This is a genomic window from Acinetobacter tianfuensis (assembly GCF_003611465.1).
Taxonomy (GTDB): Bacteria; Pseudomonadota; Gammaproteobacteria; order Pseudomonadales; family Moraxellaceae; genus Acinetobacter; species Acinetobacter tianfuensis.
The window spans coordinates 41,176-60,562 of sequence record NZ_RAXV01000011.1 but is presented as its reverse complement, the minus strand read 5'-3'; the positions used below and the strand labels follow the sequence as shown (position 1 = coordinate 60,562).

Annotated in this window: 23 protein-coding genes; 14 read left to right on the top strand and 9 right to left on the bottom strand. The window is 41.7% G+C overall.

What is annotated here, in order from left to right:
* Position 1: 1 nt before the first annotated feature.
* The 4 genes from D7V32_RS06825 to fghA all read left to right on the top strand — a co-directional run bounded on the left by D7V32_RS06825 (position 2) and on the right by fghA (position 4,038).
* Positions 2–826 (top strand): undecaprenyl-diphosphate phosphatase, encoded by an 825-nt coding sequence (locus D7V32_RS06825; protein ID WP_120402139.1) that lies wholly within the window; start codon positions 2–4, stop codon positions 824–826.
* Positions 820–1,647, top strand: coding sequence for a class I SAM-dependent methyltransferase (locus D7V32_RS06820; RefSeq protein WP_120402138.1), 828 nt, complete (start codon positions 820–822; stop codon positions 1,645–1,647). Before D7V32_RS06825 ends, D7V32_RS06820 begins: the two co-directional genes overlap by 7 nt.
* Positions 1,648–1,762: 115 nt before the next feature.
* The gene (locus D7V32_RS06815) at positions 1,763–3,169 is read left to right on the top strand and encodes a C13 family peptidase (RefSeq protein WP_120402137.1); all 1,407 of its coding nucleotides are present in this window, start codon (positions 1,763–1,765) and stop codon (positions 3,167–3,169) included.
* Between the two features lie 32 nt (positions 3,170–3,201).
* On the top strand, positions 3,202–4,038 hold the full coding sequence (fghA, locus tag D7V32_RS06810) for an S-formylglutathione hydrolase (RefSeq protein ID WP_120402136.1): 837 nt from the start codon (positions 3,202–3,204) through the stop codon (positions 4,036–4,038).
* Positions 4,039–4,121: 83 nt separating this feature from the next.
* Here the strand turns inward: fghA and D7V32_RS06805 are convergent, their stop codons facing one another.
* Positions 4,122–4,409, bottom strand: coding sequence for a DUF2218 domain-containing protein (locus D7V32_RS06805; RefSeq protein ID WP_120402135.1), 288 nt, complete (start codon positions 4,407–4,409; stop codon positions 4,122–4,124).
* 172 nt (positions 4,410–4,581) lie between these two features.
* Here D7V32_RS06805 and rpe point away from each other — a divergent pair, with 172 nt between their 5' ends.
* The 5 genes from rpe (at position 4,582) to D7V32_RS06780 (ending at position 9,150) form a co-directional block, all read left to right on the top strand.
* Positions 4,582–5,268 (top strand): ribulose-phosphate 3-epimerase, encoded by a 687-nt coding sequence (gene rpe / locus D7V32_RS06800; protein WP_120402134.1) that lies wholly within the window; start codon positions 4,582–4,584, stop codon positions 5,266–5,268.
* Between the two features lie 466 nt (positions 5,269–5,734).
* On the top strand, positions 5,735–6,199 hold the full coding sequence (locus tag D7V32_RS06795) for a hypothetical protein (RefSeq protein WP_147394211.1): 465 nt from the start codon (positions 5,735–5,737) through the stop codon (positions 6,197–6,199).
* A gap of 45 nt (positions 6,200–6,244) precedes the next feature.
* Entirely contained in the window at positions 6,245–7,987 is a 1,743-nt protein-coding gene (locus D7V32_RS06790; RefSeq protein ID WP_120402132.1) for a multicopper oxidase domain-containing protein, read from the top strand.
* Positions 7,974–8,219 carry a hypothetical protein gene (locus tag D7V32_RS06785; RefSeq protein ID WP_120402131.1) on the top strand — a complete coding sequence of 82 codons (246 nt, stop codon included), beginning with the start codon at positions 7,974–7,976 and terminating at the stop codon, positions 8,217–8,219. Before D7V32_RS06790 ends, D7V32_RS06785 begins: the two co-directional genes overlap by 14 nt.
* Entirely contained in the window at positions 8,206–9,150 is a 945-nt protein-coding gene (locus D7V32_RS06780; RefSeq protein ID WP_120402130.1) for a copper resistance protein B, read from the top strand. The genes D7V32_RS06785 and D7V32_RS06780 overlap by 14 nt, the downstream gene beginning before the upstream one ends.
* A 73-nt stretch (positions 9,151–9,223) precedes the next feature.
* On the opposite strand, the gene D7V32_RS06775 is transcribed toward D7V32_RS06780, so the two are convergent.
* A complete protein-coding gene (locus D7V32_RS06775) occupies positions 9,224–9,661 on the bottom strand; it encodes a DUF6985 domain-containing protein (protein WP_228200180.1) in 438 nt (145 codons plus the stop codon).
* A 269-nt stretch (positions 9,662–9,930) separates the two neighbouring features.
* Between D7V32_RS06775 and sugE the strand changes: the two genes are divergently transcribed.
* The 5 genes from sugE to D7V32_RS06750 all read left to right on the top strand — a co-directional run bounded on the left by sugE (position 9,931) and on the right by D7V32_RS06750 (position 12,153).
* Positions 9,931–10,248, top strand: coding sequence for a quaternary ammonium compound efflux SMR transporter SugE (sugE, locus tag D7V32_RS06770; RefSeq protein ID WP_120402128.1), 318 nt, complete (start codon positions 9,931–9,933; stop codon positions 10,246–10,248).
* A gap of 104 nt (positions 10,249–10,352) precedes the next feature.
* On the top strand, positions 10,353–10,670 hold the full coding sequence (locus D7V32_RS06765; RefSeq protein WP_120402127.1) for a DMT family transporter: 318 nt from the start codon (positions 10,353–10,355) through the stop codon (positions 10,668–10,670).
* A 37-nt stretch (positions 10,671–10,707) separates the two neighbouring features.
* Positions 10,708–11,190, top strand: a complete 483-nt coding sequence (locus tag D7V32_RS06760) for a methylated-DNA--[protein]-cysteine S-methyltransferase (protein ID WP_120402126.1) — start codon at positions 10,708–10,710, stop codon at positions 11,188–11,190.
* A gap of 30 nt (positions 11,191–11,220) precedes the next feature.
* Complete coding sequence (locus tag D7V32_RS06755; RefSeq protein ID WP_120402125.1) at positions 11,221–11,556, top strand: hypothetical protein; 336 nt, start codon at positions 11,221–11,223, stop codon at positions 11,554–11,556.
* 237 nt (positions 11,557–11,793) lie between these two features.
* Positions 11,794–12,153 (top strand): SseB family protein, encoded by a 360-nt coding sequence (locus tag D7V32_RS06750; RefSeq protein ID WP_120402124.1) that lies wholly within the window; start codon positions 11,794–11,796, stop codon positions 12,151–12,153.
* A 37-nt stretch (positions 12,154–12,190) separates the two neighbouring features.
* Here D7V32_RS06750 and D7V32_RS06745 read toward each other — a convergent pair whose 3' ends face one another.
* The 7 genes from D7V32_RS06745 to D7V32_RS06715 form a co-directional block, all read right to left on the bottom strand.
* The gene (locus D7V32_RS06745; RefSeq protein ID WP_120402123.1) at positions 12,191–13,123 is read right to left on the bottom strand and encodes a tRNA dihydrouridine synthase; all 933 of its coding nucleotides are present in this window, start codon (positions 13,121–13,123) and stop codon (positions 12,191–12,193) included.
* Between the two features lie 198 nt (positions 13,124–13,321).
* Entirely contained in the window at positions 13,322–15,820 is a 2,499-nt protein-coding gene (locus tag D7V32_RS06740; RefSeq protein ID WP_120402122.1) for a hypothetical protein, read from the bottom strand.
* A gap of 19 nt (positions 15,821–15,839) precedes the next feature.
* Positions 15,840–16,472, bottom strand: a complete 633-nt coding sequence (locus tag D7V32_RS06735) for a PilW family protein (protein ID WP_120402121.1) — start codon at positions 16,470–16,472, stop codon at positions 15,840–15,842.
* A gap of 2 nt (positions 16,473–16,474) precedes the next feature.
* Entirely contained in the window at positions 16,475–16,885 is a 411-nt protein-coding gene (locus tag D7V32_RS06730; protein ID WP_120402120.1) for a type II secretion system protein, read from the bottom strand.
* Positions 16,857–17,381: a pilus assembly FimT family protein gene (locus tag D7V32_RS06725; protein WP_120402119.1), complete on the bottom strand. Its 525-nt coding sequence runs from the start codon at positions 17,379–17,381 to the stop codon at positions 16,857–16,859. The genes D7V32_RS06730 and D7V32_RS06725 overlap by 29 nt, the downstream gene beginning before the upstream one ends.
* A gap of 1 nt (position 17,382) precedes the next feature.
* Positions 17,383–17,802, bottom strand: a complete 420-nt coding sequence (locus tag D7V32_RS06720; RefSeq protein WP_120402118.1) for a type IV pilin protein — start codon at positions 17,800–17,802, stop codon at positions 17,383–17,385.
* A 690-nt stretch (positions 17,803–18,492) separates the two neighbouring features.
* Complete coding sequence (locus D7V32_RS06715) at positions 18,493–19,302, bottom strand: cytochrome C assembly family protein (RefSeq protein WP_120402117.1); 810 nt, start codon at positions 19,300–19,302, stop codon at positions 18,493–18,495.
* Positions 19,303–19,387 lie beyond the last annotated feature (85 nt).

The following is a 19,387-nucleotide window of genomic DNA, read 5'->3' as shown; positions in this document are numbered from 1 at the left end:
TATGGATCTTTTACTGCTGCTGAAAGCGGCAATCATGGGTATTGTTGAAGGTATTACAGAATTTTTACCCATTTCCAGTACAGGCCATTTAATTCTTGCATCTGAATTAATGAATTTCTGGACCAAAGAAAAGAGTGATGTATTTGTCATTGCTATTCAGATGGGCGCTATTGCTGCGGTCATTTATGAATATTGGTCGCGTCTTTGGGGCGCAGCGACAGGCATGGTTACAGGTGAAGAAAAGGGCCGCCGCCTGGGTTTTGGCTTAATCTTAGCTTCTATTCCAATTGTATTGATCGGCCTGAGCTTTGGCCAGACAGTAAAAGAGCTTTTGTTTAATAATATTGCGATTGCAATGGGCCTCATTATTGGCGGCTTAATTATTATTTGGATTGAGAAAAACCCGCCAAAAGTCCGTGCGAAAGAAGTAGAAGACTTAACAATAAAAGATGCGGTTTGGATTGGTTTAATTCAGGTGCTGTCTTTGATTCCGGGTACATCACGTTCAGGCGCAACGATTATTGGCGCGATGTTCTTAGGAGTGTCTCGTAAAGCGGCCACTGAGTTTTCTTTCTTTTTAGGTATTCCAGTGATTATTGGCGCAGGCCTTTTAGATTTGTACCAAAGTTATGATGTATTTCAGACTGCGGAAGACTGGACGGTATTGGCCACAGGCATCATCGTATCTTTTATTTCAGCACTGATTTTAATTCGTGTGCTGGTGGCCTATGTGGCAAAGCGTGACTTTATGGTCTTTGCATGGTACCGCATTGCATCTGGATTACTGATTTTATTATTTGCATTTACAGGCTGGAAACTATGGTAAGCGATATCCGCTTATACACTGAAGCCGAATGTGAAATGAAAGCACAGCAGTTCTCTGCTGTGCTTTCTTCACGTGGGGTTGCAGTAAAAATTGAAGTGGCGGAAAAGCTGAATGCGCGCTTTTTCCGACATCATCCTGAGCTTGCTTTATGTGCAGATGAAGATGGTTTATGGCTGTGCGCTAACGGCATGAAAATGCAGCCGGATTGGAAAGCTGAAGCAGGACGTTTAAAGCGGGCATCCTTAAAATCAGAAATGATTGCACGTGCCTGCAACTTGGGTGAGAAGCCGAATTTGATTGATGCAACAGCTGGCCTAGGCCATGACAGTTTGCTGATGGCGCATTTGGGCGCACACGTCACCTTGGTTGAACGTCACCCGATACTTTTTACTTTACTGGAAGATACCCGGCAGCGCGCGCTGAATGATGCCTTTCTGCATGGCGCTGCCAGCCGTATACAGCTGGTTTTTTCAGATTCCGCAGACTATCTGCAAACACAGGCTGATGCGCAGCGGTTTTATGATGTGGTGTATTTAGACCCGATGTTTCCGCAGCGTGATCAAAATCAGCAGGCGGTAAAAAAACAGGCGCAGGTGAAAAAGCAAATGCAGCTGCTGCATTTGCTGTTGCCTGAAGATGGCGAGATGGATCTGGGCGATAATTTATTAGCGTTGGCTCAAAAAATTGCGAAACGGGTGGTGGTGAAACGTCCCCGTTTAGCAGTATTTTTAGCAGATGCTGCGCCAAATCATCAATGGCAAGGTGATGCCTGCCGCTTCGATGCTTATTTCCAGCTAGAACTTAAGTCTGAAATTTCATAATTGCTGCAAAAATAGCAAAGATTTGAGATATAGTTGGAAAATAGCATTGATAAAAAATACATCAAGCATAAACTTACTCTGCGCATAAGCGAGCTACAGCTGCCCTCTGAATCCTATGATCGATTTTAAACCTTCCATCAATTTTTGGCATGATTTTAAAAGCAACCAAACTGCGGGAATGTGGCTGTTTCTCGGGTCGAGGCGCTCGCTGCAGATTGTTCGCCCATCGATCATGCAATTGGTGTTTTGGGGCGTTTTGGGCGGCTGCGCAAATAGCTTATTCAGCTGGCTCAGTACAGGCCGCATGGGGGATTTTAACCCGCAGGGCCTGATCAGCTATGCACTTTGGCCTTTTATTGCCTTAATTGTCGGTATTTTTTTATCCCAGCGCATTAATAACCCGCGTTTGATGCTGGTGCCAGCCTTGCTGTGGCTGGTGCTGGATACGCACATCATGCTGTTTCAATGTCTGATTCAGTACTTGGGCGATTTGGACTATTTGCCATACCTGTTATATGACTATATCCCAACCTTATTTATTGTGCTGTTTGTATGGCAAAGCTTGGCTGTGGTTTGGGTTTTCTCCCGTGAATTGAAATGGCCATGGTGGGAACGTGCGCTTATTATGCTGGCGACCTTATTCACTTTGGTGGTTTGGCAAATGTCTGTCAAAGATCAGCCGATTTGGAAAGTAGAGGCGCTGCCGCCCGCTTTTGCAGAAGATGCTTTCTATGCGCAAAGCCGTTTGCTGAATAAATCTTTAGACGCCGTGCAGTACGGTGAGTTTGCGCAGTCGCATTGGTATTTCTTAGGTGTAGCAGGCGCGAGTTATCAAGATGTGTTCAAATATGAAATAGAGCGTATAAAAGAACAGTTCGATACCCGCTTTGGCACGTTTGGCCGTTCCATTGAATTGATTAATCATCCTGCAACACGTACTGAAGTTCCAATTGCATCTAAAACCAGTATGGAGCTGGCGCTGCGCCGTATCGGACAGCAGATGAACCGTGAAAGCGATGTGCTGTTTTTGTATATGACATCACATGGTTTGCCAAACGTATTTGAAATGGAAAATGCGCCGCTGGATTTAGCGCAGGTTGATCCGAAATGGTTACGTCAAACCCTTGATGCCTCTGGTATCCGCTGGCGCGTGATTGTGATTTCTGCATGTTATTCAGGCAGTTTTTTACCTGCGCTGCAGGATGAAAACACATTGATTATTACTGCGTCTGCGGCAGACCGCCAGTCTTTTGGCTGTTCAAATGAAGCGGATTATACCTATTTTGGCCGCGCCTTCTTTGATCAAGCAATGCGTGAGCAGAATTCAATTTCAGCAGCCTTTAAGCAAGCGCAGGAAACCGTAGCGAAATGGGAAGCGGCGCAAGGCTTTGAACCTTCTGAGCCGCAATGGTCTATTGGGAAAAATATGCAATTTATGCTGCCGCAGCTGGAGCAGCGTTTATTTCCGCCTGCATCTGGCACACCAGATGCACCTCAAGCTGAATTAGAATTGAAACATTAAAATTATTTAGATCTAGGGCAGGGTGACGTGTTATGCAATTGGTGCAAAGCAATCAATGTTTTCAGGGTGAACAGCGGATTTATAGTTTTGACTCAGTCAGCTTAAAAACATCATCACGTTTTGGTATTTTTTTGCCTGAACAGGCATTAAAGGGCCAAGATTGCCCAGCCTTATTTTATTTGGCGGGCTTAACCTGCACAGAAGAAACATTTGCTATTAAGGCGCATGCACAGCGTATGGCAGCGCAGCTGGGCTTTATTTTAATTACACCGGATACTTCGCCTCGCGGTGATGAAGTTGCAAAAGGTGATCATTGGGATATTGGTCAAGGCGCCGGTTTTTATATCAATGCGGTGCAAGAGCCATGGGCTGAACATTTTCAAATGGAAAGCTTTGTTGCAGATGAACTTTATGCATTGGTACTGGCGCAATTTCCAATCTGCTCTGAACAAGTAGGTATTTTTGGCCACAGCATGGGCGGTCATGGCGCATTGACTTTAGCGTTGAAATATCCTGAAAAATTTAAATCTGTTTCAGCATTTGCGCCTATATGCGCGCCGAGCCAATGCCCTTGGGGTGAAAAAGCATTTACCCACTATTTAGGTGCAGATCAGACCGTTTGGCAAGCACATGATGCAGCGGCTTTGATCCAAAGCAAAGGCGCACTGTTTCAAGATATTTTGATTGACCAGGGCTTAAGTGATCAATTCTATAGCCAATTGAATCCAGCTTTATTCCGTGAAGCATGTATAAAAGCAGGGCAGAAATTAACACTGCGTGAGCATGAAGCTTATGATCACGGCTATTATTTTATTCAAAGCTTTATGGATGATCATTTGCAGTTCCATGCTGTGCAGCTGCAGAGTTAAGCTGCGGTTAGCTTAAAAAGCTCAGCGAGATGAAAAGCCAGACTGCCGTCTGGCTTTTTTCTGAGAAATGAGCAGGCTAAGGTTTAAATTCGCTGCCAATTTGCCTGTAATTCTTCCTGTCCCATACGAATCAGATGGTCTAAAACTACATTTTCTAAATGGCCTAAATCCGCAGTTTCATCTTGGAGCTGAATGCGTACATGCAGTTCATCGCTGGCAGGGCGCAGCAGCACGGTTGCAGCAGGCATATAAATACTGAATTGCTGTTCATCTTCAGCCGTTTCAAATTTGTGTTTCCAATGATTCAGGAGGCGTTTAGCAATACGGGAAGGCTGTGCAGATGCAATTTTAGCTTCAGAATATTGATGCATATTTTTCTCAGCGCTGTAGATATGATGGGTTATTGTAATTGAGAATCATTTTTAATTTAATCGTGTGTTTGCAACACAGTGTTTTATACATGCAATGATCTTCGGTTAAGACAGGCAAAGGCCGCTTTTGCTATACTGCGGTTATCAAACTCATCGCTAGCCAGGTTCTCCCATGTCCAAGCCATATTTAATTGCACCTTCTATTTTGTCTGCAGACTTTGCCCGTTTAGGCGAAGAAGTTGAAAATGTACTTGAAGCAGGTGCAGATGTTGTCCATTTTGATGTCATGGATAACCACTATGTGCCCAATTTGACATTTGGTGCAGGGGTATGTAAGGCATTGAAAAAGTATGGTATTCAGGCGCCGATTGATGTGCATCTAATGGTTTCGCCAGTCGACCGCATGGTTGGTGATTTTTTGGAAGCAGGCGCGGATATTATTACGTTCCATCCAGAAGCTTCTGATCATATTGACCGTACTTTACAGCTGATTAAATCTGGCGGCGCGAAAGCAGGCTTAGTTTTTAATCCTGCAACGCCATTGCATTACTTAGATTATGTGCTGGACAAAGTAGACCAAATTCTTTTAATGAGTGTGAACCCAGGTTTTGGCGGTCAGAAGTTTATTCCAATGACTTTAGAAAAATTACGCGAAGCGCGCAAGATTATTGATGCCTCAGGCCGTGACATTCGTTTAGAAGTGGATGGCGGTGTTGGCCCTGCCAATATCCGTGAAATTGCTGAAGCTGGTGCAGATATGTTTGTGGCTGGTTCCGCAATTTTTGGTAAACCGGATTATAAAGCTGTGATTGATGAAATGCGTGCAGAGCTTGCACAAGTTCGCTCGGTGCAGCTATAGTCAAATCTGATTTATCCACTATGATCTGTGGATAACTTTGTGTATAACGGCGTGGATATCTGTGTAGATAACTAGGTGGATAAATCGGACATTTTACAAACACTTGCACTGTAATTGTTTTTAAATTAGACAAAAAATGTATAAAAAGGACTCAAAAGAGTCCTTTTTTAGTTGAGTTAAGTGATGAAAATAACAGTGTTTTATTTTGTCATGATTAATTTTTGTGCTGAGTGAAATATAATTATAACCAGTAAACCAGTTTGGTGTGTCCGTTGCTGAAGTATTAAAATAAATTTAAAAAAGAGTTATGGCAAACTGAGCCATTCAATGTTTTTTATTAGACGGAAAACAGAAAAGGGAGGCATAACCTGCATTTTGTTCAATTCAGATTTAAGTGCTTGCTCCCTTAAAAATTATGACTTAAGCTAAAAAGAGATTTGGGCTGTGACCATAGATGGATCATATTGTGTTGAAAAGATTGCGGCAGCATGCAGCGTTTGCTTTGCTTATGGCATTTGTCATGAGCTGGAGCAGTGTTGCCTCTGCGGTGCAAAAACCGATACACAGCATAATGATGCAGCAAGCAGCAGCCCAAGAAAGCAGTTCTGCTGTTCATCATGCTATGCAAAATGCGCAAGCAAATACAGACAGCAACTGTCATGATATGCCAGCCATGCTGGATGCGAAGCAGATTGCGGAACAAAATACGCTGCCGCATTGCGATATGTCTATGGCCAATGCAATGCCAAGTCAATGCAGTGATTGCGCTCTATGGCATTGTCAAATCAGTGTATTTTCTTTAGATGTTTATCAGCCGCAGCAGCTCGATGCATTCAAGTCTGATGTCACTGTAGAAACGATCCAATCCCGCTATACAGAACAATATCTAAAAGGTTATTGGCAGGAAATTCTGCGCCCTCCGAAAGCTTAACCGATTTTTAAAAATTTATTGATTTTCAAAAATTAAGGTTAAGTTATGTCTCATAAAATTCGTTCGTACCTGTTGGCAGGTATTTGTTTTGCGTCGTCACCTTTGGTTTTTGCCGAAGTGCGTGAATATCAGCTTGTTATTGATGAAGCAGTGGTCAGCCCAACTGGAAAACCTGTAAAGCGCATTACCGTAAATGGTCAATTTCCTGCGCCTTTGCTTGAGTTTGAAGAGGGTGATGAAGCCATCATTCGCGTGAAAAATAATTTAAAAAACCAAGATTCTTCTATTCATTGGCACGGACTGCTGCTGCCGGGCATTATGGATGGCGTACCAGGCTTTAATGGTTTTAACGGCATTCAGCCGAATGCAGAATTTGTCTACAAATTTAAAATCCGCCAAAGCGGTACGTATTGGTATCACGCCCATTCTAAGGGGCAAGAACAAGACGGTTTATATGGCTCTTTTGTGATTTATCCTAAAGGGAAAAAGCCGCTTGCTGCGCATGAAAAAACCGAGCGTGACTATGTAGTGATGCTGTCAGATTTTCATGAAAAAACCAGTGATCAAATTCAAAAAGACCTGAAAATTTCTGCGGAATATTATCAAGATCAGCGTGAAACACTCAGCGATGTCTGGAAGCAAGTTAAACGTGATGGCGTAAAAGCCACATGGTCTGACCGTAAGATGTGGAATCAGATGCGCATGCTGAAAACCGATATGTCTGATGTGACAGGCTATACCTTCCTCATTAACGGTAAAACACCTGAACAAAATTGGACAGGCATGTTTAAACCGAATGAAAAAATTCGCCTGCGCTTTGTGAATGCTTCAGCCATGTCTTTTTATGATGTCAGTATTCCTAACTTAAAAATGACCGTGGTCAGCGCTGATGGCCAGCCTGTAAAACCGGTGGCTGTGGATGAATTCCGTATTGGAACTGCTGAAACTTATGATGTGATTGTCGAACCGAAAGGCGGACATTATCAGATTGAAGCGGAGTCAATTGACCGTTCAGGTTATGCAATTGGCACACTGCACAATGAATTGAACCCAGTGACACATGGCATTCATATGCCTGCACCTCGTCCACGCTCACTGTTAACCATGGAAGATATGGGGCATGGCGGCGGTGATATGCAGGGCATGGATCACTCGAAAATGAATCATGGTGATATGAAAGGCATGGATCATTCACAGCATAGCGCAGTAAAACCGCAAAAAAATGATCAAGTGGTTTATGGCTGGGCAAATGCGTCGACACCTGCGGGCAATAAAGCTTTGCAGTATAGCGACTTAAAATCTTTAAAACCGCAAAAAGATATTCGTGAAGCCAGCAGTGAATTGGTGGTGCGTTTGGGCGGTACTATGGAACGCTATATTTGGACCATTAACGGTAAAAAATTCAGTGATGCTGAACCGCTGAAAGTGAAATATGGCGAGCGTATCCGTATCAAATTTATCAATGACAGCATGATGGCGCACCCGATGCATTTGCATGGCATGTTTATGCAATTGGAGAATGGTCAAGAATCGGTAGATATGCCAAATAAACATACGCTGATTGTGCCTCCAGGTAAAACTGTGACCGCTTTACTGACCGCAGATGAATTAGGTGAATGGGCAATTCATTGTCACCTGCTTTATCACATGAGCGCAGGGATGATGAACAAGTTAATTGTGGCAAATGTCAGCGATGGACAGGTTTCAACAACACCAATTCAAGGCGCAAACCCAGCTCAAACCAATCAAGCAGCTGAACAAAAAGGAGCTGAACATGCACATCACTAATATTGTATTAAAAGCTTTTCTTGCAGTTGCAGTTTTGGGCGTGAGTACCTTGAGTCTTGCGCATAACGGGGGAAACCATAGTGTGAAATCGACTACGACCGCTATGCCGGTGAATCACTCTCAAATGAACCATTCTGAGCGTCCAGATCATCAGCACATGCATCAACAAAAAACAATAGAGAAGCCGCAGGATAAAAAGGCGCAGAAAGGAGATCAGCATGCACACCATTAATCTTTTTTCTAAAAGTGTTTTAGCGGTATCATTATTAATGATCAGTGCGGTAAGTTTTGCGCATAATGGTGAAGATCATAGTGTGAAATCGACGACAGCTGAGCCGATGGATCACTCACAGCATACTCCAAATGTTGTGTTAAATTCGCCTCAAGCCTCTGTGCAAAATCATTCCAATCATGCGCTATCTGCGTCAGCAGCAACAGTTGAAAAAGCACAGCATGGAAGTGGTTATCCTGATTCTCATCAAAATCATCATCGTAAAGAACATGGTGCGCAAATTTATGCGGTCACTGCTGTCGATAATCAATGGTTGGTCAATGAAGATGGCGTGGGTGCTTTAAAGTCCGAGTTTGAAACCCGTATTGGCACAGATGAAAATAAAATTTTTATTAAAGTTCATGCAGATAAAGAAGAATCGCATGATGCGCATTATGATGCCAAAATTTTATATAGCCGTATGATTTCTGACTTTTGGGATGCGCAAATTGGTGCACGTTACCGCCGTGAAAAAATTGAATTAGGCAATCAGCGTAAAGACACCGAAGAACATGTCGATGCAGTGATTGGTTTGCATGGTATGGCGCCGTACTTCTTTGAAACCGATGCGTATTTGTATGCAGGTAAAGACAGCTACGCAGCGTTTAGCTTAGAAACGGAACGTGATTTGCTGATTACACAGAAACTGATTATGCAGCCCTACTTAGAGCTGGATGTGATTTTTAGTGATGATTCTAAATATGCGAAAAAAACAGGTTTGAGCAGTGCGGCAGCAGGGCTTGAAACCCGTTATGAAATCAGTAAAAAAGTCATGCCTTATATCAGCATTGCTTATGCATATTCGAAAGGCAAGGATGAAACACCGTGGCAAGTGAAATCAGATTCTGAAAATGGCGGTGTATATGGTGCTGGTATTCGCTTTAAGTTCTAAGGGACAGTGAATTCAATTTTAGATAATTTAAAAAAGGTCATTTCAATTGAAGTGGCCTTTTTGCTTCTATAGCTTAAGTTTCAGCAATGCCTGCAACTTTGACCAGTTGATTGCCGATAAATTTGAACTCCATACCATGTTCTGTATCTAAGTCATATCGAATGGCTAAACGGACAGTTTGCCGGTCACTGATGCGGATATGGAGTAAATTCCGAATATAAAAATTATGCTGTTCAATGGCGGTGATTATTAATGGAGCTTCGCCTGATTTTTCAGGGTTTTCATAATAATGAGCATAGAGCTGAATGTAGCGTTCAAAAGCTCGATGTTGAATTTGTTCGAGGCAAGATTCTAAGTGCTGCAAAAATGCTTGATAGCTTTGCGCAAACTCATTGAGTTGCTCAATAGATGGCGCATTTTCAATTTCTTCACCTTCTTCATCGTATACATCACCAAGATACAATGCATTTCCGTGCTGAAAAAAATTGGATTGAAAGACAATTTCAGTCATATATTCACCAAAAATTTCCGTTATGTCTCCCCAAAAAGGATGGTGCATATTCAATATTCCTCTATTTTTAGATGAAAACCATAAAATTTTTAGGTGTATTTTTGGTCAAATCATGTAAATGTCACTTCACTTGGATATGAAATTGATTATACTGCTTCTCTCTTTGGGAGGAACGACCTCCCTCATTTTAAACCGACTTTCGTCTGTTTTGTCTTTTGAGAAAATTCGTCAGGACGGCCTGACTCTACTTTTAAGTTGGAGCAGGCATCATGGCTTGGATTGTTCTTATTTTTGCAGGTATTTTTGAAATCGTTTGGGCATACAGCATGAAGCTGTCCGAAGGTTTTAGTAAATTTACACCGAGCATTATCACCATATTTTTTATGATTCTCAGTTTTGGTTTATTGGCATATGCCATGAAATCATTACCTCTGGGGACGGCCTATACTATTTGGACAGGCATTGGCGCGATTGGCTCCTTTCTTGTCGGTATTTTTATTTTAGGTGAACCAGCAACAGCAATGCGCATGCTTGCTGCGGTTTTGATTATTTCTGGTCTGGTATTGATGAAGCTTTCATCCAGTTAATACACTTAAATTAAAGCAAAGAGCTGTGTTGAATAATATGGCTCTTTTTCTGTGTAATTTCTATTTTTAAGTTTTTGTATTGATGTGTTTTAAAGGTATTTGAAATGGCTTGGGTATTGTTAATTGTTGCAGGTATTTTGGAAGTTATCTGGGCATATTTTATGAAAATATCAGATGGCTTCTCTAAACTTACGCCAAGTATTTTGACCATTGTGTTTATGATTGCAAGTTTTGCGCTTTTATCTTATGCAATGAAAACGTTGCCGCTCGGAACGGCCTATACGGTTTGGACTGGGATTGGCGCAATTGGTTCATTTGCTGTTGGAATTTTCTTTTTAGGTGAACCTGCTTCAGCCATGCGTATGCTCGCAGCTGTGCTGATTATTTCAGGTTTAATTTTGATGAAATTATCTTCCAGCTAAATTAATCTATTTATGTATTCAATATCGGAATCAGACTATGCAGCTTTCATTTATAGAAATGAGTTCTCCTGTTGGGGTATTAAAACTTGTTGCGAACGAGACTGCTTTGGTTGCAGTACTTTGGGAAAATGAAGACCCGAAACGGGTGCGTTTGGCGCAATTGATTGAAGACAAACAGCATCCGATTTTGCTGGAAACGCAAAAGCAGCTGAATGAATATTTTGCAGGACAGCGTCAGCGTTTTGACTTGCCTCTAGATTTTGAAGGGACTGAGTTTCAGCAAAAAGTATGGCAGGCTTTGCTGACGATTCCTTTTGGCGAAACTCGCAGTTATAAGGAAATTGCTGAGCAGGTTGGCAATGTGAAAGCTGTAAGGGCTGTTGGCGCCGCTAACGGTAAAAATCCGATTTCGATTATTGCGCCGTGTCATCGTGTGGTGGGTGCAAATGGCAAGCTGGTTGGTTTTGCAGGTGGATTAGAGAATAAAAGTATTCTATTAAAAATTGAGAAATTGAATTAAGATATTCAAATTAAAAAATATTTGAATTAGTTGAATATGGTTTCTAGAACACGGAATGAACGTGCATTACAAGTTTGGCAGATTTTAATTGCAGCAGCGAGTACTCGTCAAACTCTTACTTATAAAATGGTAGCAAATTATTTAGAATTTGAAGGAGCAGGTGTTTTAGCGCCAATTTTAGGTCGTATCATGAATTATTGTGAACGTGAAAAATTACCGCCTTTAACATGTATTGTTGTGAATCAGATAACAGGTGAGCCTGGGAATGGATTAACAACAATTGATAATCTAATGAAAGATCGTGAGAATGTTTATAATTTAAATTGGTTTGCACGAATGCCGCCAACACTAGAAGAATTGAATTAAAATTAATTGATTTTTAAATGGCGATTCAAATTCCATCAAATAGGAATATTCGAGCTAAAAATAATTTGAGTACCTTTATCAATCATATTGAAAGCTTGCAACAAAAGGCATGGCCGTTCGCAGTCTTGATTTTGCTCTGAATGGCCATTAAGAAGATATGCTGAATCAGACTGTTGCAGTTTATAGAGCTTTTGCTATGATGTGTCTGATAATAAAAATGATTGAATAGAATTTATAATGACAGAACAATTTCTAGACATGCTCTTTAAAATAGCAGCAGAAAACCCTGAAGCCACACCAGCATTTTTAAAACAATTATTAGCGTCGGATATTTATTGTCTTGGACTTGAGCAAACACAGGGGCGAATTCAATTTCGTATGTTAGAAACGGAGCAAGGGGAGCAGGCGATTGCATTTTTTCTTTCCGAAAAAATGATTATCGATGATTTAGGCGACGAGCCTTTTATTCAATTGGCCGCAAGAAAGTTATTTTCAATGACGCAAGGCGCAACTTTAGTTTTAAATCCGACCTCTGAGTTTTCCAAAGAATTTTCTGCTCAAGAGGTTAGTTTTTTGCTGAATACTGAAATGGTTTGATGTGATGAAAAAAAGCCCTGATAAAAGGGCTGTTTGATTATTGATGGCTTTGTAATTTTTGTACAATTTCATCGAGAGGTTTAACTTTCTTCACTTCATCCCAGAGCTGTTTTGCCTCAGGATAATGTTTGGACATCATGCCTAGCCATTGCTTATAGCGGCCAACCATATTGATTTCTTTTTTATAGGGGCCGTTTAAAAAACGTACCTGCAGCTGGATCAGTTCTGCCCATGTAATTAAAGGCAGATCTGTATTTTGACGAATGCACTGGGTAATATCGGGTGTCGTGACTGCACCGCGTCCAATCATTAAATCTTGACAGCCAGATTCCAGCAAACACTGTCGAGCATCGGTATTATTCCAAATTTCACCATTCGCAATGACATTGATTTTAAGCGCCTCGCGAATGGGCGCAAGCTGATCCCAAAAAGCAGGCGGGGTATAGCCGTCTGCTTTAGTACGGGCATGTACCGTAACCCATGCCGCGCCAGCATCTTCAATAGCATGCGCATTTTCCAATGTAAAGTTCCGGTCCATGTAGCCCAAACGCATTTTGGCAGAAACAGGAATATGAGCGGGAACTGCATCACGAACAGCTTTGACCAGCTCGTGTACGACTTCAGGCTCATCCAGCAGTACAGAGCCGCCGCGGTGGCGGTTAACGGTTTTGGCAGGACAGCCAAAGTTCATATCAATGGCAGGCGCACCTAGTTCTATAGCGCGAACAGCATTGGCTGCCAGCATGTCAGGGTTGTTGCCTAGAAATTGTACATGTACAGGCGTGCCTGCAGCGGTTTTTCCATCCGTTTGCAGCTCAGGGCAATAACTGTGGTAAACATGATCAGGCAGAACACTGTCCGTGACACGGATAAACTCAGTCACACACCAGTCAAAGCTTCCTACGGATGTGAGCACATCACGCATAATCGGATCTGTTAAGCCTTCCATGGGTGCAAGAACAAGTTTCAACGTGTTCACCTGTAAATTTTAAAAACGGAGTTATACGTTTTTTTAGGTCTTATGTCCAGCGGTGAAAATTTTAAAATTTATAAGATAAAACTCTCCGTGATAAGCGGAAAAATTTTGGCTTAAGATTTAAGTGAGGCAATAAATTTGAAAATAAAAAAGCCAGCTCAACAAAGCGGTTGAGCTGGCTTGATGCTGGTTTTATAAGTACCTAGACCATTGCACTTTAGAGCTTGATGCTTTTAAGCCATTGCCAGTACCCGGCGTACCTGATCCATCGCCATTTTTAGATGGAACAGTAATTTTTGTACCGCCCATCACATGGTTGGCAATCAGACCGCCATTTACACCTTGAGTCCCAATATTTCCTGTAATGGCGTTAGGACTATTTGTAATACCGCAGGCTGCAGAGGTTGTTACACCTTTACGGCTCAGTACATCACCATAAATGCGGGTACATGCGCCAATATGAATTTGACCATTCGCCATTAATGCCACACGGCCTAAATCCAGTTTATCAATTGACTTGCCGTCAATTGTGACCTTTTTATTGGTCTGATCAGGATTTTTGTCCATATTAAGCAGGAACTCATTGTCATTTTTACATAGATTCATTGGCACTAAGTAGCGTTCTGACAATGTTGCCGGTGTTGTCGCTGTAATTGGAAGGTCTGCATTATTTACTGTTTTTAAACGGCGGTTACAGATCAAGCCAACTTTCTCCGCACCTTCACGTACAACCTCATAAGGCGCATAGATACGCGGAGAGAAGGCGATGGACCAAATTTCTCCTTCTGCTAAGAAACTATTGGTATATGCGTTGGTTAAACTGTCAGCTTGCCAGTTGGCAGCGCCAGCGAACTCCAGCGTGCCTTCAAAATACATGATCCCAGGTGCAAGTGTGGCATTGTCCAATGCAGATGGGTTTAGAATTGAGCGTACACGCCATCTTTTTAAAATATCGCCATAACCGTAGTCGTCATCTATACCTAGAGTTTTACCAATGCTGATACGAGGCAGATAGCCAATGATTTCACTGCTGCATTTTCCATTGGTCATGGTAAGGCAAATCGCTCCCGTATAAGTTTTTCCATTGTAGGTATAATCACCAATTGAGAAGCCTTCAGAGTTAATAGATTGTTTGCTTCCATCCGCATTCAGAACATATTGACTATTATTTTCATAAATATAAGTCAGAGTATTGGTTTTGTTTTTTAACTGGTTCAGGTAAACACGGTCAAACTTGCCGCTTTTGGTGAAAATATAGTTCGCATCTTGTTTGTAGACAGTTACATCAACTTTAGTTTCAAATGCGGTACTGTCACTGATGCCTTGCCGTATGCTCTGCTCGTTAATAGTCACAGTTGGGGCTGTCATTGCATTAAAAGATGCTGAGAGTTGAGTCTGCTTCTTATACGTAGAACCTGATGTAGCAAACAAAGAGACATCGATATCTGAGCCAACGGTATAAATATCTTGTGCACTTGCGCCAAGCCCAATCACTTGAACTTTTCCTGCAGATTTGATGTGGCCGGCGGTGCTGCCAGTGTGCACTTCAACATTGCCTTTTGCGGTAATATCATCGGTTTTACCGCCAAGCCAAAGCTCAACCGCGCCTAATGTTTCTACATTTTTAGCACGGGCATTGATTCCCGTTACGGTCACTTTTTTCCCCGCTTTGATATTCCCAGCAGTCGTGTCAGTATGAATCTCAACTTCTCCTTTGGCAAAAATATCTTGTGATCTGCTTCCTGTCCATAAAGAAACATCTTTATTTGATTCAATTTTTCCAGCTTTAGCCCCAGTGTTCAGGCTAACCCAGCCATTGGCTTTGACATCTTTTACTGTTGAAGCGCTGACAGTAACATTGCCCATGGTTTCAATATTGTCTGCTTTAGACCAGCCGCTAAGTTCGACATTGCCAATTGACTGAATATTTTTAGCTGTTGCGCTTGTATATAGCGTTACAGTGCCAAGCGCTTTAATATCTCCAAAATTATCGCCTGTCAGCAGCGTGACTTTTCCTCTAGAGGTGACATTAATAATGGCATCACCGCAGTTTTGAGCGCCGCAATCGATATAGACATCCCCAGTTGCATTGATATTCAGCTCAGAGATATTTTTGGTTTTAAATAGAAGATTCAATGCAAGACTGCCGTCAACATTGAGCGTCACCTTGGCATTTGGGGATTCAGACTCGATTAATGTTGCACCTGAAAATACAGTATTGCCGCCAAAGTTAATTGCGCTATTTTCGCTGATGACAGCAACAGCCCCATTGGCAAGCGTCAGGTTATAGACCACTTCAATAGTGGTTGCAGCCTGAGAACTTAGGTTATTCGAGCTGATATTTGCTGTGACCGTGCAATCAGCTCCTTCTGCTGCGCAGCCGGAAACACGAATATTTTTGGCAATAATTTCTTTTTTATTGGCCTCAGACCTTAAGGTAATGCTTCGTCCATTTAATGCGGTAATATTCGTCGCATTCGATTGGCCTTGATTTAATAAATATTCTTTAAATGCGCTCACACCGGCCCAGCCCATAAGCTGTGCATTTGTTTGTGCATGCGCTGCCACACCAGCTTCACGGTTAGTGACCAGTGTTTTTGCGACAGTGGCAGTAAGCAGCATGACAGTGATGCCAATGAGCAATACCAATAAGATGGTTGCCATGCCTTGTTGTTGTTTTAAAGTATGCATTGCTCATCCCTCATTCTTATTAAGTCGTTGTAATATTGCTAAGACAGACAACGTTTTGAATATTTTGACCTATGCCCGTCATATGCTGCCGAGCTGCTGTAAGCGTAATTTGCTTGAGGCCTGCTGCCGATGTTTTTTCGATACCAAACGGAGAACATCCGCTGCCTGCTGCGATTGCATATTGATAAATAGGTGCATCACTACTGTTTCTTATGGCAATAATCGGTTGATCTTTTTCCCAGCTTCCAGCTGTAATTGCTTCACTTGTACCGCAAGCTGTTTTTTTCAGCAGGACAAGGCGGTGTACTTTTTGACCGTCTTCTGTGGTGATGACTTCACCAACTCCTCTGCACTCATAGGCAATAGGCGTCACATTAAGTTCTTTTACTGAGCGCCAGAATATCGCTGGATTGCCAGAATATGTGCCCGATGCAATATCTCCTTGCTGGCCTGAGCCAAAGCCTGCATTTTGGACATATTTTTGAATAGCCAGCATCCCAGATTGCAGCTGAGCATCATATTCAGCATCTTGTGTTGAACTGAGCCCGACATGGGTTAACTGCTTAAAAAGCATCAGCATAGTAATCATGCATAGCATCGCAATCACGATACCTACCAGCAATTCGATCATCGTAAATCCGTTTTTAGGCATGACTATCTCCCTACGACATAACAGTTGTCACTGGCAGTGCCGTTTGCGCAGGTTTGCGCTTCTGCCAGCGTCGTGCTGACTGCTAAAACGGGCCATTCAGTGTCTGTTGTGCCCATATTGATTGTTTCAATTGCACAAGCTGTGTAGTAGGTTTTGTTTGCTAATACAAAACTGTCTTTGTTGACGGCATTACAAACGCTGCCTGTAGCGGTATTATTCAGCGCATTTTGCAATTTTTTTTGCATCATATTGATAATAATGGAATTAGTGTTTAAGTCTTTCTGTGCAGTCATCATTTTGCTGATCGCAGCGCCGCTGCCAAGAATCACGATGGAAAATAGCATCAGCCCAATTAAAGACTCCAGCAGCGTAAAACCGCTTTCTTTATAAGATTTTAAATTCAGCTGTTTCATCGTTTTTCCCTACCTTGAAAGCTGCGGTGACATCGTTAATGCAAGAGGTGCCAGTGGCTTTAACTAAAACGCCAGCAGAATTGAAAGATAAGCATTCAAAAGAAGTACTGCCTTGTTGAATAAAGACATCTTTTGAAAGCGGCATAGTGCGAAGCAAAATATTGTCACTTGACGGCGGTGAACCAGCTGGAACCGTACATACATCATTTGAATTGACTGCAGTACGTATAATATTGAGTGTGCTGTTTGTACTATCGAAGCAGACCGTTACCGCTGAGTTGTTGAGCGGCTGATTATTGGTATTGCGCAGCGCAGATGCTTTGGCTTGATATACGGCGGTTTTAAACGTTGCCAATGCACTGTTGACTTGACTGCGGTCAACCCAGCTTCGAGTCAGCGCTGTGCCTGCCATCAGTAAAATGCTCAGCACCGCGATGGTGATGATCAGTTCGATCAGGGTGAAGCCCATGTGCATGTTTGGATTATTTATTTTCATGTCATTTCATCCATTCAGTGACTGAGCCGCAGCTGGCAACTGTTTTCACGCCTGCATTGGTGAGTGTAAGCGTACAGCCAGATACTTTGGGGTCATTGCCTGTGGCGGTCAGGGTATACGTTGCTCCATCAGTCGATGCATATTTATATTCAAATGCATTTGATGAAGGCGCCCATGTTTTGAAAACCGTATCTGAGCTTAAAGCGCTCGAAGAGTTAATCGTAGCCGTCGGGTAATTCAGTGTACGCTGATAATAATTTTCGGCAGAAAGGGATAACGCAATGAGATTCGATTGAGCTTCTTTGATTTTGGAACGGGTTATATAGTTTTGGTAGCTTGGAATAGCAATAGAAGCCAATATTGCAACAATGACCACAGTGATGATTAATTCAAGTAATGTGAATCCGTTATTGTTATTCATACGTCCCCCGGCACGGTAATTTATTTACGTCATGTATTTTTATTGAATAAATTCAGTGTAATCAGTAAACACACTTTAGGCAATAGTGTGAAATGGTTTGCAGAATTGTATCTATTTGTTATTGATTGCAAGTAATATGTAATTGTTTTTTTCTGGAAAATGGGTGCTTATTTCCAAAATGAGCATTTTTTTTATCAGCTGAAAAATGATATTCGAATCGTATTTGCAAAAGTGATTCATTTGTTTTTTGTTTTTTGTTTTTTGTTTTTTGTTTTTAAGTTATTGATAGCTGTGGATAAAAAATAGACTTGTTATAAATTCAAGCTTCAATAAATATTTGGTTTTTACATGATTAAAAAATCATGAACTAAAAGTTTTTTTGTTGAATAGGCATGTTTATTCTCATTTTTTGAATCATTTTGTCACATTTTGGATTAATATATTCAAGCTATAAATAAGTACACCTGTATAGGAATGGTGCTGCTTTTAGCAGTGCCATTTAATTTATTCTAATAAAATAAATAATTAGTGCGTGAATTCACTATTGCTGCATATTTCGGGGTGTATTTATCTTTTTATTGCGGTGAGTTTGATATAAAAATCTGCACAATTGTACTTTTTTTAATAATATAAAAGCTGAATATGGCCTCAAAAGATATCCAAAAAAACAATAAGTAGAGCAGGAGAGGGTTAACGGCCTAAAATCATTTCTAAAACCAGTTTTGAACCGATAAAGCCGACAGCAAGTAGGAAAAAGCCGATGACTGTAAAGCGAATGGCTTTTTGACCGCGCCAGCCAAATTTGTAATGACCAATCAGCAGAGCGCCGTAAACGAACCAGGAAATGATGCTGAATGCAGTTTTGTGAGCAAGATGCTGGCCAAAGAAATCATCAATGGTGAAAAAGCCAAAGCCAAGCGCAAATGTTAATAAGCCAAAGCCTGCAAAGAGCATATCAAACAGCAGTGACTCCATTGCTTGGAAGGATGGGAGCAGGCTGACCCAAACACGGCGCTTCTGTTTCTTTTTTAATTCGCGGTCTTGGAACCAAAGCAGCAGCGCATGCATGGTTGCCATCAGCAGGACAGCATAAGCTGAAAGCGACAGAATAATGTGAATGTCTAAGCCAATAGAATTGCGTGAAATAAAGAGGTCATGTTTGCTGAAGGCAAATCCAAGAATCAAACCTGCGGCAGCAACCGGAATGCCAATTAGATTGAGAGCAATGACAGGGCGATAAGTGCTGAATAGGATGCTCAGCAGCAGCATAAGGCCTGAGGTAAAGGACAATATATTGAATACATTATAGTTAATACCCATAGGCGTGAGCATGTCACCGAACAGCACAGCGCCATGCAAAATTAAACCTAAGCCTAAAATAATGCCAATAAACCAATGGTTTGGAGTACGTTTAGACATTAAGCTCATAAACAGATACCAGAAGGAGGTGGTATAGGCAATTAATGCTAAGATCGTGTAAACCAAGGGGAGACTGATCATGTCAAACCTTTTTCAGGATGATGGGTATTCATTTATATAAATTCTATGCGAACTACAGTATCCTATAGCATTCTATGCATAAATT

Coding starts and splice junctions, on each gene's coding strand:
- D7V32_RS06730 (WP_120402120.1), bottom strand. CDS start 16,885: ATGAAACAGCTGAATTTAAAATCTTATAAAGAAAGCGGTTTTACGCTG.
- D7V32_RS06750 (WP_120402124.1), top strand. CDS start 11,794: ATGACAGAACAATTTCTAGACATGCTCTTTAAAATAGCAGCAGAAAAC.
- D7V32_RS06760 (WP_120402126.1), top strand. CDS start 10,708: ATGCAGCTTTCATTTATAGAAATGAGTTCTCCTGTTGGGGTATTAAAA.
- D7V32_RS06785 (WP_120402131.1), top strand. CDS start 7,974: ATGCACATCACTAATATTGTATTAAAAGCTTTTCTTGCAGTTGCAGTT.
- rpe (WP_120402134.1), top strand. CDS start 4,582: ATGTCCAAGCCATATTTAATTGCACCTTCTATTTTGTCTGCAGACTTT.
- D7V32_RS06765 (WP_120402127.1), top strand. CDS start 10,353: ATGGCTTGGGTATTGTTAATTGTTGCAGGTATTTTGGAAGTTATCTGG.
- D7V32_RS06735 (WP_120402121.1), bottom strand. CDS start 16,472: ATGCCTAAAAACGGATTTACGATGATCGAATTGCTGGTAGGTATCGTG.
- D7V32_RS06715 (WP_120402117.1), bottom strand. CDS start 19,302: ATGATCAGTCTCCCCTTGGTTTACACGATCTTAGCATTAATTGCCTAT.
- D7V32_RS06815 (WP_120402137.1), top strand. CDS start 1,763: ATGATCGATTTTAAACCTTCCATCAATTTTTGGCATGATTTTAAAAGC.
- D7V32_RS06720 (WP_120402118.1), bottom strand. CDS start 17,802: ATGAATAACAATAACGGATTCACATTACTTGAATTAATCATCACTGTG.
- D7V32_RS06780 (WP_120402130.1), top strand. CDS start 8,206: ATGCACACCATTAATCTTTTTTCTAAAAGTGTTTTAGCGGTATCATTA.
- D7V32_RS06820 (WP_120402138.1), top strand. CDS start 820: ATGGTAAGCGATATCCGCTTATACACTGAAGCCGAATGTGAAATGAAA.
- D7V32_RS06725 (WP_120402119.1), bottom strand. CDS start 17,381: ATGAAAATAAATAATCCAAACATGCACATGGGCTTCACCCTGATCGAA.
- fghA (WP_120402136.1), top strand. CDS start 3,202: ATGCAATTGGTGCAAAGCAATCAATGTTTTCAGGGTGAACAGCGGATT.
- D7V32_RS06805 (WP_120402135.1), bottom strand. CDS start 4,409: ATGCATCAATATTCTGAAGCTAAAATTGCATCTGCACAGCCTTCCCGT.
- sugE (WP_120402128.1), top strand. CDS start 9,931: ATGGCTTGGATTGTTCTTATTTTTGCAGGTATTTTTGAAATCGTTTGG.
- D7V32_RS06740 (WP_120402122.1), bottom strand. CDS start 15,820: ATGCATACTTTAAAACAACAACAAGGCATGGCAACCATCTTATTGGTA.
- D7V32_RS06790 (WP_120402132.1), top strand. CDS start 6,245: ATGTCTCATAAAATTCGTTCGTACCTGTTGGCAGGTATTTGTTTTGCG.
- D7V32_RS06825 (WP_120402139.1), top strand. CDS start 2: ATGGATCTTTTACTGCTGCTGAAAGCGGCAATCATGGGTATTGTTGAA.
- D7V32_RS06775 (WP_228200180.1), bottom strand. CDS start 9,661: ATGACTGAAATTGTCTTTCAATCCAATTTTTTTCAGCACGGAAATGCA.